Here is an 11,413-nt window from a genome sequence, read left to right as displayed (position 1 = left end):
GGTAAAGCGGCTACTTGGTGAACTTTTCACTCCGGCACCGGCAGTGCGGTGGTGTATTTGATTTTTTCCATCGCGAAGCTGGAAGTCACATCGATTAACCCCGGCACGCCGGTCACCAGGCGCTTGTAGAAATTGTCATAACTTTTCATGTCTGCTACTTCGACCTGCATCAGGTAATCGTATTCCCCCGCCATGCGGTAAAATGCCAGCACCTCTGGCATCTGCGCCGTCAGCTCAACAAACTTCTGATACCACTCGCTGCTGTGCTGCTGGGTTTTAATCAGGACAAACGCCGTCAGCCCAAGCCCGAGCTTTTCATTATCCAGCAGCGCGACGCGTGCGCGAATATAGCCCTCATCCTCCAGCCTTTTCAGCCGTTTCCAGCAAGGGGTTGAGGTCAGGTTCACCGCTTCGGCCAGAACCTGTAGCGATTGCGTACAGTCTTGTTGCAGCATACACAGCAATTTGCGGTCTGTTTTGTCCAACATAGCCCAATCCGGAGAAAATTTTTCTCCTATTAGGCGATTAAACAGGAAAAATGGCAATCCTTTTTTCCCGGTGAAACGCTATGCTACTCGTCAATAAGCCCCCCTATTCTGAGAACCAACCATGACAAACGCTTGGGTAAAATATGCTATCGGTGAAATAGAAGCGGATTTTCAGCGCTCCGCCGACACGCACTTAATACGCCTGAACCTGCCGGAGTTTCCCGGCATCTGCCTGTATCTGAAAGATGAAAGCACCCATCCCACCGGCAGCCTGAAACACCGTCTGGCACGTTCGCTATTCCTTTACGGGCTGTGTAACGGCTGGATCAACCAAGACACCCCCATTATTGAAGCCTCTTCCGGCAGTACCGCGGTATCCGAAGCCTATTTCGCCCGGTTGATCGGCCTGCCGTTTATCGCCGTGATGCCCTCCTGCACCGCACGCCGCAAAGTGGAGCAGATCGCGTTCTACGGTGGACGCTGCCATTTCGTCGATCATGCAGCGCAGATTTACGCTGTTTCAGAGCAGTTGGCGCAAGAGTTGAACGGCCATTATATGGATCAGTTTACCTTCGCCGAACGCGCCACCGACTGGCGTGGCAATAACAATATCGCCGACAGCATTTTCCGCCAGATGGCGCGTGAACCCTACCCCATTCCCAAACATATCGTGATGAGCGCCGGTACCGGCGGCACCTCCGCCACGCTGGGGCGCTATATTCGTTACCAAGGGCACGATACGCAACTTACCGTGGTCGATCCGGAAAACTCGGTGTTCTACGACTGTTTCCACCATGGCGATCGCACCATTATCGGCAGCTGTGGCAGCCGTATCGAAGGCATTGGCCGCCCACGCGCCGAGCCCTCATTCATCTCTTCGGTGATCGATAGCATGTTGCGCGTGCCGGATGCCGCCAGCGTGGCCACCATTCACTGGCTGGAAAAAGTCTTGGCCCGTAAAGTCGGTGCTTCTACTGGTACCAACGTTTGGGGCGCGCTGCAACTGGCAAAGCAAATGCGCGAAAAAGGCGAACAAGGGGCAATTGTCACTCTGCTGTGCGACAGCGGGGAACGCTATCTGGATACTTACTACAACCCTGAGTGGGTCAGCAATAATATCGGTGATTTAACGCCTTATTTGGCGCAACTGGCCGACCTTTAAGCGAAGAGAATAAAAAAGCCGGGTAGTCTACCCGGCTGGCTGTAAAAGGCTCCTTTATACGGGGGTATAGGGGGAGCGTGGTGAACGCAGCCAATGTTGCAAATAGTGAGCCACCGCCTGCTTTTCGCAGTGGCCGATAACCGGAAGGTCAGGAAGTTGCGACTTCAACTGTGGCAAGGCGTTACCCATCACCACGCCGTGACCCACGCTGGCCAACATTTCTTTGTCATTCATCGCATCGCCAAACGCCATGCAATCTGCCAACGTCAGGCCCAGATGGCCGCTCAGCTTTTCCAGCGCGGAGCCTTTGTTGCAGCCCAACGGCAACACTTCAAGACATTCGTAAGCTGAGAAACATAAATCAACACGCCCCGCAAAATGCGCGTGCAGTTGCACCTGCAATTCGATTAAGGCTTCATGGGGGCCGCAGAAACAGACTTTGCTGTTACCTAACGCAGGCAAACGCCGCAAGTCGGTCAGTTGGAAATGAAAACCGCTGAGATGATGAGCCGCCAACATCTCCGGCAGCGCCTGATCGGTCAGCCAGCCTTCATCGCGGAATACATGCGTGCTGGCTGGGGTCTGCCAGTGGGTCTGCAAAACCTCTTCGGCAACGTCGGCAGGCAAATCCGTGGCATGCAATTGCTGCCCCTGTTGGTCATAGACGCGCGTGCCGTTGCCGGTAATGAGATACCCCTGCAAGCCAAGCTGCGCCATGATCGGTTGCGCATCCAGATAATGCCGCCCGGTGGCAAAAGTCACCACCATGTTTCTGTCGATTAGCTGATTCAACGCGGCCAGCGTTTCCGGCCCAACCCGGTGATCGGGCGTCAGCAAAGTACCATCCATATCGAAAGCAGCCAGACGATACATAAAAACCTCTCAAAGACTGTCAGGTGAGCACTATGATAATCGCAACAGTATGGGATGGTATTTACGGAAGTAATAGTGAACAATTCAGGAAAATACTTCCGGATTTATAATCAAGTTACGGCTTGAAAGATAAAGGATATTGCTATGCGTCTGGTTCATCGCCTCAGCCAGTATCAACGCCTGTATCAACAGCTCGGTAGCACGCCGGTGGGCATCACCGTCGCAGAACTGGCGGCGATGTTTTATTGCAGCGAACGTCATGCGCGTACGCTGGTACAACAACTGCAAGAACAGGGCTGGCTGAGTTGGCATTCCCAAGCCGGGCGCGGTAAACGTGCGCAACTGCAATGCCTGAAAACGCCTGATGAATTGCGTGCCACCCATCTGCAACGCCTGTTGCAGATCGGCGATCATCAGGGTGCTCTGGAAATGGCGCAGCTTGCCCCCCAGCACTTGCAGGAACTGTTGAGCCCGCATCTTGGTGGCCAATGGCAGGAAGGCAGCCCTACGCTGCGTATCCCCTATTACCGCACATTGGAAAAACTCGATCCACTCACGTTAAGCGGCCGGGCCGAACAACATTTAGTCGCCACCCTGTATGCTGGCTTGACCCGCTTCAACACCGGCAGCCCGCAGCCCCAGCCAGATTTGGCGCATCATTGGCAGATCAGTGAGGACGGTTTGCACTGGCAGTTCTTTCTGCGCAGCCAGTTGCGCTGGCATAACGGGGAGCCCCTGACCGGCCAGCAATTGCTGCAAACGCTGAGCAAACTGCATCAGCACCCGCGTAGCCAACCATTATTGAGCAGTGTGGAAACCATCAGCTTGCCACATGCGCTGTGTATTCAATTCGATCTGCATACGCCGGATTACTGGCTGGCACACCGGCTGGCAGAATTACCCTGTCTGATGACCCATCCAGAATACCCGATGATCGGCGCAGGGCCGTTCAAACTGGCCTTGAATGATCCGCAAATGGTGCGGTTGGAGCAGCACCCTTACTACCATCTGCAACACCCTTATCTGGAAAGCATCGAGTATTGGATCACGCCAGATTTGCTCACCAGTGGTAATGACACCAGTTGCCAGCATCCGGTGCGGATAACCATCGGCCAACAGGAGGAATTGGCGCAGGCGCGGCCGGTACAACGCAGCATGAGCCTGGGTTGGTGCTACTTGGCTCTCAACCAGCGGCGAGGGGGACTCAGCGAAGCCCAAGGGCAAAAGCTGTTGATGCTGATCCAGCGCTCGGGGTTGCTGGCTAACCTGCCAATCCCCAATAGCGTGATCACCCCAAGCCATGAAATGCTGCCTGGATGGGCGATCCCCGCGCATCAGGTAGAAAAGGTCACGCTGCCCGCCAGGCTAACCTTGCTTTATCGCCCCCCCGTCGAGCTTGAAACGCTGACACAGGCTTTGCAACAGTTGCTGGCGGAACAAGGTTGTGAGTTGGAGATACATTATTGCCCCGATAAACGCTGGCAAAGCACCGAACAACTGGCACAGGCCGATCTGTTGCTGGCAGATAACCTGATTGGTGAAGCACCGGAAGCCACGCTGGAAAGCTGGTTACGCCGTGATGTGCTCTGGCAAGGTATTCTGACCGAGGAGAACTGGCAGCACCAACAGCAGGTTTTGCGCCATATTCAGCAGTTTCCGAATCAGCAACAGCGCTACGACCTGTTGAAAACCTATTACCAGCAGTTGATGAAAGCAGCAATATTGACGCCGCTGTTTCATTATCAATATCAGGTCAGCGCACCACCTCGTATTCAGGGGGTAACCCTCACCGCTCACGGCTGGTTCGACTTTTGCCAGGCCTGGTTACCACCACCGTTGGCGGATAACGGGTGATAGCTTTGCTCTAGGGTAGCTACGCCCAATCTGCTACCATCGCCACCGCAAATGTTATTCGCTCTTCTGTGATGCCAACTGCTCACGGAAGGGATAAACCGGCCGCCCGAATGTACATCGGGAATGGCTCATCTACAGAAGGTTGATTCTATGAAACGCGCAGTCGTCGTTTTTAGCGGTGGACAAGACTCCACGACCTGCTTAATTCAGGCATTGCAACAGTACGATGAAGTTCACTGCATCACATTCGATTACGGCCAGCGCCATCGTGCCGAAATCGATATTGCCAAGAACTTGGCCCAACGATTGGGCGCTAAAGCACACAAAGTGCTGGATGTGGGATTACTCAATGAGCTGGCGATCAGCAGCCTGACTCGCGATAGCATCCCGGTTCCCGCCTTCGACAGTACGCAGAAAGACGCGCTACCCAGCACCTTTGTACCAGGGCGCAACATCCTGTTCCTGACGCTGGCGGCGATTTATGCCTATCAGGTGGAAGCGGAAGCCGTGATAACCGGGGTGTGTGAGACTGATTTCTCCGGTTACCCGGACTGCCGTGACGAATTCGTTAAAGCGCTGAATCATGCTGTGGTGTTGGGTATCGCACGCGATATCCGCTTTGAAACGCCGTTGATGTGGCTCAACAAGGCCGAAACCTGGGCACTGGCCGATTATTACCAGCAGTTAGAACTTGTCCGCCAAGATACCCTGAGCTGTTATAACGGCGTGCAAGGTGACGGTTGCGGCGAGTGTGCGGCTTGCCACCTGCGGGCTAACGGCTTGCATCAGTACCTACAGGATAAAACCACGGTCATGGACAGTGTGAAGCAGAAAACCGGGCTGGTTTAACGCGGGTTTGTGGGCGGCAGGTCTGCTGCCCACACAATGTGGTGGATCACGACATCAGCCCTGCATATCTTTCTGCTGCAACGCCATTAAATGCTCGCGCAGTTCTCCTTCGATCGGCAATGCCTTTTGAGTCTTGAGATCGACACAGACAAACGTCAGTGTTGCATCCGCTACCGGTGTTCCCTCAGGTTCCAGCGTCACCTGCTGGCTCAATACTCCGCTCTTGCCGTTCAGTTGCTGCATTTGGCTGTCGATGCGCAGCTTGTCACCCAGCACCGCCGGTTTGCGGTAATTAATATTGATGTTCACTACGATGAACGCGATATTGTTTTGCGTCATCCAGTGAAACGCATCCAGATTTTCCAACCATTCCCAACGCGCCTCCTCCAGAAACTCCAGATAGCGGGCATTGTTAACATGCTGATAAAAATCAAGATGGTAACCACGAACTTTAATATAGGTGTGCATAGTGAAACGATCGCTCCTGCCTCTGGTGATCATGGGTTAACACGGGCGCATCGCGCCCTGGTAAGTTCGAGTTTATCCTCTTCATCGACGATGAAACTGGTACGACCTGTAGAATGTAGCAGAGGAAAGCGGCTGCCTGCGCACTTTGCCACGCAGCCGCGATCGGGATCACATTTTCAGCCGAGCACGATTCTTTTCCAATAACGTTGGCCCGATTCCTGGCACCTCCTGTAGTTGTTCAACCTGAGTAAAGGGGCCGTTCTGTTCCCGATACCGCACGATAGCCTCTGCTTTTTTCATCCCAACGCCATTCAATATGCTGGCAAGTTCTTCGGCATCCGCTTCGTTGATATTGACCGTTGCCTCGCCTTCGGAGGGCGTTTCAACGGCAGCCTGCCGCTCGACTTTGGGCGGGCTCTGAACCACCGGTTGCGGCTCTGGTGGCGTTTTCTCTGCGGCGATTGCCGATGCCCCCATTAGGCTGAACAAGGCCGCCGCCAACAGAAGTTTTGCGGAATGAGAGAAACGGATAATCGCTTTATTTTCGTTGAGTTGCATGCTGTATCCTCCTTATGTTTAACAGCGAGGCTACCTTGCCGCAGCGGCAAATATTCAGCAAATGGCAGATGTTAAATGTGGAAAAGGCCGCGAAAGCGGCCTTTGTGAATTACATTTTGTTGCAGAGAAATGCGGCGCTTATTGAGGTTGTTGCTCTGCCGCACCCATGGTGATTTTGGCTTCTTTACGCAGATTAGACAGCAGTGAATCGAGGGCAATACCCGTCGCACTCTCTTCCATTTTGCTGACGAAGGTCTTCATTTCATCTGCCGATAACGTTCCAGGCCGCACCGTATCCAACGCGATCAACACTACGTTGTCCTGGCGATCCTGCGACATGCCATAAACTGATTTGCCATCCTGCGGATGAGGCAATGAGAATACGGTTTCCACCAGTTGGCGCTCTTCTGAATTGCGCGTCATTTTCTGCACGCTGCCAAAGCTCAGGCCAGCCGCTTTCATCGCGTCATCGCCTTTACCCTGTTGCAGTGCAACCAATAACTTCTCACCCTGCAGTTTCGCTTCCTGCAACGCTTTGTTGCGCTTCACCATCTCAGTAACGCGATCTTGCACCTTGTCGAAAGGCTCAATGCCTTCTGGCTGGTGGCCTGTGACGCGGATAACAAATGCACGGTCACCGTCTACGGTGATCACATCTGAGTTACTGCCCGGTGAACCATTCTCACCAATCAATGAACCGTCGAAGATTGACTGCACGACCGGTTTGAAATTCAGCGCTGCCGGGACATTATCACGGGTAAACCAGTCGGTTTGCACGGCCTTGGCACCGGCGGCTTCTTCCGCAGAGGCCAGCGACTCGTTATCGCTGGTCGCCGCTTCGCTCACCTTCTGCTGCAATGCATAGTAGGCATCGACCGCTTTTTCCTGCTTCACCTGCTTGGTGATGGCGTCATGCACTTCACTTAATGGTTTCACTACTGCCGGTTTGATGTCGTTCAAACGGACAATCAGGTAACCCACGGAAGATTTCACCACGCCAGACACTTGACCTTTCTCGGCCAGATTGGCCTGCTTCAGTTCGTCAGCGGTGGTTTCCGGCTCGAGCCAACCCAGTACACCACCGTCACGGCGTGAAATGATGTCGGTAGACTTCTCTTTCGCCAGCGTGGCAAAGTCAGCGCCTTTTTTCAGCTCATCCAGAACCGCCTTGGCATCCGCTTCGGTTTTCAGCTGGATCACGCTGTAATTTCTACGCTCCGGCTGGCCGTAATTGCTCTGATGCTGGTCGTAATAGGCACTGATATCCGCTTCGCTGACGGTAACTTTATCTTGCAGCGCCGTAGCATCCAGCGCGATAAAGCTCACCTTCACCTTTTCTGGTGCGATAAAGCTGTTCTTGTTCTGCTCGTAATACGCTTTCAGCTCATCGCCTGTGACGGTCTGCTTGGCCTGTAATGCTTTCAGGTCGATCGTCGCCAAGCGCACATCACGCTCTTGCAACATCAGCGCTGACATGGCTTGAGACTCGGAAGGCAGCACAAAGCCGGAACCGCCAAAGCCCTGGAGCATCTGCTGGTTAATCAGCTGCTGGCGCATGGATTGCGCATAGTTGTCGGCGCTGTACCCCATACGGCTAATCAGATCGAGATATTTGGCGTTATCGAACTGGCCATCAGTCTGGAAATAAGGCGCCTTGCGGATGGCGTCCTTCACCTGCTCGTCACTCACGTTCAGGCCTAGCTTTTTGGCATACTGATCGAGCAGCGAGTTATCGATCAACTGTGACAGCACCTGATGGCGCAGTTGCTGCATGTAACCTTCGTTGCCCGCCAATGCGGAAAACTGGTCACCCAATTGCTGCTGCATACGACTGCGTTCACTCTGGAAAGCCTGCTCCAGTTGAGCACGCTCGATCGTCTGCCCATTGACTTTCGCTGCATAATCGCCGGAACCACCGGTCAGGTAGCCGCCTACCCCTGTCAGAACAAATGACAAAATGATCAGGCCCAGGATGATTTTTAGCACGATGTTGTTAGCAGCCGCGCGTAAATTGTCCATCATAGTGTGACAACACTCCGCTGTGATGTGGATTAAAAACCCTTGTGCAGGCGCGTTCCCTGCGACAAAAATAAAAAAGCGCATCAATCTGATGCGCCTTGTATCTTACCTCACCAGCACCGCTGCGTCAGGTGATTGTTTATGTGTTGCTATTCGTTTAGACGCGGTAATCAGTTTACGGCGTCTTTCAACGCTTTCCCTGCACGGAATGCCGGAACTTTGGCTGCCGCAATTTTGATTTCTTTACCGGTTTGTGGGTTACGGCCGGTACGAGCTGAACGCTCACGCACGGTGAAAGAACCGAAACCAACCAGAGCTACATCATCCCCTTCTTTCAAGGATTCGGTAACGGATGCAATAATTGCATCTAAAGCACGCCCGGCTGCCGCTTTAGAAATATCAGCGCCTGCGGCAATTTTGTCGATCAGTTGTGACTTATTCACTCTATCATCCCCTCTAGAATTCAAACGTCGCACCGGAAAATCCCTACGGCTGCGACAGCGCAGCTGTTATATCAATCCTGTCGAGCCTTGGCAAGCCACCAAACAGCGGCGAAACGTGGCACGACAGGGATCTAACTTAGCGGCACAAAAAAATACTGGCAAGTCCGAAATGGCTTGCCAGCATAAGTTTTATCAATGGTTTTTGCGATCCGTCACTATTTTACTGCGACAGGCAGTGCGCCGAAGGCCGGGTTCTGCAACGCAATGTTCAAAACTTCATCAATTTTCTGCACCGGGTGAATCTCCAGGTCAGCAATGACGTTATCCGGAATCTCTTCCAGATCGCGCTTATTCTCGTAAGGAATCAGCACGGTTTTGATACCGCCACGGTGTGCCGCCAGCAGCTTCTCTTTCAGGCCGCCAATCGGCAATACCAGACCACGCAGCGTGATCTCACCGGTCATCGCCACATCGGCACGCACCGGATTGCCGGTCAGGCAGGACACCAAAGCGGTACACATAGCAATACCTGCGCTTGGGCCATCTTTCGGCGTTGCCCCTTCCGGAACGTGCACGTGGATGTCGCGTTTTTCGTAGAAATCCGCATTAATGCCCAGTTTCTCGGCGCGAGCACGCACTACGGTCAATGCAGCCTGGATGGACTCTTGCATCACCTCACCCAAAGAACCGGTGTAGGTCAGCTTGCCTTTGCCCGGCACACAGGCGGTTTCAATGGTCAGCAGATCGCCGCCCACTTCCGTCCATGCCAGACCGGTAACCTGGCCCACGCGGTTTTCCGTATCGGCACGCCCGTAGTCGACACGCTGAACGCCCAGGTAATCTTTCAGATTATCGCCATTAATCTCAATGTGCTTGAGCGTTTTATCCATCAACAGCGATTTCACCGCTTTACGACACAGCTTGGAGATTTCACGCTCCAGGCTACGCACCCCGGCCTCGCGGGTGTAATAACGGATAATGCCGGTAATGGCGCTATCATCAACCGTCAGTTCACCTTTTTTCAGCGCATTACGCTCAAGCTGCTTCGGCAACAGGTGCTGTTTGGCGATGTTCAGCTTTTCGTCTTCGGTATAACCAGAAAGACGGATCACTTCCATACGGTCCAGCAGCGGTGCCGGGATGTTCATCGAATTCGACGTCGCAACGAACATCACGTCAGACAGATCGTAATCCACTTCCAGATAGTGATCGTTAAACGCCACGTTCTGTTCTGGATCCAGCACTTCCAACAGGGCAGAAGCCGGATCTCCGCGCATGTCAGAGGACATCTTGTCGATCTCATCCAGCAGGAACAGCGGGTTTTTCACCCCGACTTTGGCCATTTTCTGGATCAGTTTACCCGGCATAGAGCCGATGTAAGTCCGACGGTGACCACGGATTTCCGCTTCGTCACGCACGCCGCCCAACGCCATACGCACGTACTGACGGCCGGTGGCACGGGCGATCGATTGCCCCAACGAGGTTTTACCCACGCCCGGAGGCCCAACCAGGCACAGAATCGGGCCTTTGATTTTGCTGACGCGGCTCTGTACTGCGAGATACTCGAGGATACGGTCTTTGACACGCTCCAGGCCGTAGTGATCGGTATCGAGCACTTCCTGCGCCTTGACCAGGTCTTTTTTCACCTTGCTGCGCGCATTCCACGGTACCTGCAACATCCAATCGATATAGCCGCGCACCACGGTGGCTTCCGCTGACATTGGCGACATCATTTTCAGCTTTTGCAGTTCCGCTTCGGTCTTTTCACGTGCTTCTTTCGGCATTTTTGCCGCTTCGACCTTACGCTTCAGCGCTTCATGCTCGTCTGGCGTATCATCCATTTCGCCCAATTCTTTCTGAATGGCCTTCATCTGCTCATTCAGATAGTACTCGCGCTGGCTTTTTTCCATCTGCTTCTTGACGCGGTTACGGATGCGCTTTTCAACCTGCAACAGGTCGATCTCCGACTCCATCATCGCCATCAGGTATTCAAGACGTTCGGTGATGTCGAACATCTCCAGCACCGACTGCTTGTCGCTGAGTTTCAGCGGCATATGCGCAGCGATGGTATCCGCCAGGCGCGCAGCATCGTCGATGCTGTTCAATGACGTCAGCACCTCCGGTGGAATTTTTTTATTCAGCTTGATGTAGCCTTCAAACTGATTGATTGCGGTACGCACCAGAACTTCTTGCTCACGCTCATCGATCGCGGGTGACTCAAGGTATTCTGCCTTGGCAGCAAAGTGCTCACCGCTGTCGGACAACGTAGTAATGCGCGCACGCTGCAAGCCTTCGACCAGCACTTTCACCGTGCCATCCGGCAGCTTCAGCATCTGCAAAATCGACGCTACGGTACCGACAGAGAATAAATCGTTAATGCCAGGTTCATCCGTTGAGGCCTCTTTCTGTGCCACCAGCATGATCTTTTTATCGTGATCCATTGCGGATTCGAGGCACCGAATCGATTTTTCCCGGCCAACAAATAACGGGATCACCATGTGCGGATAAACCACCACGTCGCGCAATGGCAGAACGGGAATTTCAATGCGTTCGGAACGCTCAGGGTTCATAGAGCTCTCTCTTAGTTTAATTTCCGCCAGGTTGAGGGGGAATCTCATGAGACGCCAGCATCAAACGTTTCACAAAATCTGGATTATGAGTATATGGGGATGAATCTCTTACATTCAACGGCAAGAATG

The 11,413-nt window shown here is 53.4% G+C and carries 10 protein-coding genes; 3 read left to right on the top strand and 7 right to left on the bottom strand.

Annotated elements, in window-relative coordinates:
- Positions 1-26: 26 nt before the first annotated feature.
- Positions 27-488 carry an Lrp/AsnC family transcriptional regulator gene (locus ACX9GT_RS06080; RefSeq protein WP_248944693.1) on the bottom strand — a complete coding sequence of 154 codons (462 nt, stop codon included), beginning with the start codon at positions 486-488 and terminating at the stop codon, positions 27-29.
- A gap of 121 nt (positions 489-609) precedes the next feature.
- On the opposite strand from ACX9GT_RS06080, the gene ACX9GT_RS06075 reads away from it, so the two are divergent.
- The gene (locus ACX9GT_RS06075) at positions 610-1,650 is read left to right on the top strand and encodes a PLP-dependent cysteine synthase family protein (RefSeq protein WP_473190272.1); all 1,041 of its coding nucleotides are present in this window, start codon (positions 610-612) and stop codon (positions 1,648-1,650) included.
- A gap of 54 nt (positions 1,651-1,704) precedes the next feature.
- On the opposite strand, the gene cof is transcribed toward ACX9GT_RS06075, so the two are convergent.
- Positions 1,705-2,523 (bottom strand): HMP-PP phosphatase, encoded by an 819-nt coding sequence (gene cof, locus ACX9GT_RS06070; protein ID WP_473190271.1) that lies wholly within the window; start codon positions 2,521-2,523, stop codon positions 1,705-1,707.
- Positions 2,524-2,667: 144 nt separating this feature from the next.
- Here cof and ACX9GT_RS06065 point away from each other — a divergent pair, with 144 nt between their 5' ends.
- Both ACX9GT_RS06065 and queC read left to right on the top strand, forming a co-directional pair.
- Positions 2,668-4,377, top strand: coding sequence for an SgrR family transcriptional regulator (locus ACX9GT_RS06065; protein ID WP_473190270.1), 1,710 nt, complete (start codon positions 2,668-2,670; stop codon positions 4,375-4,377).
- A gap of 150 nt (positions 4,378-4,527) precedes the next feature.
- Positions 4,528-5,226, top strand: coding sequence for a 7-cyano-7-deazaguanine synthase QueC (gene queC, locus ACX9GT_RS06060; protein ID WP_473190269.1), 699 nt, complete (start codon positions 4,528-4,530; stop codon positions 5,224-5,226).
- A gap of 54 nt (positions 5,227-5,280) precedes the next feature.
- Here the strand turns inward: queC and ACX9GT_RS06055 are convergent, their stop codons facing one another.
- The 5 genes from ACX9GT_RS06055 to lon form a co-directional block, all read right to left on the bottom strand.
- The gene (locus ACX9GT_RS06055) at positions 5,281-5,694 is read right to left on the bottom strand and encodes a YbgC/FadM family acyl-CoA thioesterase (protein ID WP_473190268.1); all 414 of its coding nucleotides are present in this window, start codon (positions 5,692-5,694) and stop codon (positions 5,281-5,283) included.
- Between the two features lie 168 nt (positions 5,695-5,862).
- Positions 5,863-6,252 (bottom strand): ComEA family DNA-binding protein, encoded by a 390-nt coding sequence (locus ACX9GT_RS06050; RefSeq protein WP_473190267.1) that lies wholly within the window; start codon positions 6,250-6,252, stop codon positions 5,863-5,865.
- A 138-nt stretch (positions 6,253-6,390) separates the two neighbouring features.
- A complete protein-coding gene (ppiD, locus tag ACX9GT_RS06045; RefSeq protein WP_473190266.1) occupies positions 6,391-8,274 on the bottom strand; it encodes a peptidylprolyl isomerase in 1,884 nt (627 codons plus the stop codon).
- Positions 8,275-8,441: 167 nt separating this feature from the next.
- The gene (hupB, locus tag ACX9GT_RS06040; protein WP_024913884.1) at positions 8,442-8,714 is read right to left on the bottom strand and encodes a nucleoid-associated protein HU-beta; all 273 of its coding nucleotides are present in this window, start codon (positions 8,712-8,714) and stop codon (positions 8,442-8,444) included.
- Between the two features lie 215 nt (positions 8,715-8,929).
- The gene (gene lon / locus ACX9GT_RS06035; protein WP_473190265.1) at positions 8,930-11,284 is read right to left on the bottom strand and encodes an endopeptidase La; all 2,355 of its coding nucleotides are present in this window, start codon (positions 11,282-11,284) and stop codon (positions 8,930-8,932) included.
- Positions 11,285-11,413 lie beyond the last annotated feature (129 nt).

The organism is Serratia sp. YWN4, from assembly GCF_055790845.1.
This window is presented reverse-complemented; position numbering and strand designations above follow the sequence as displayed.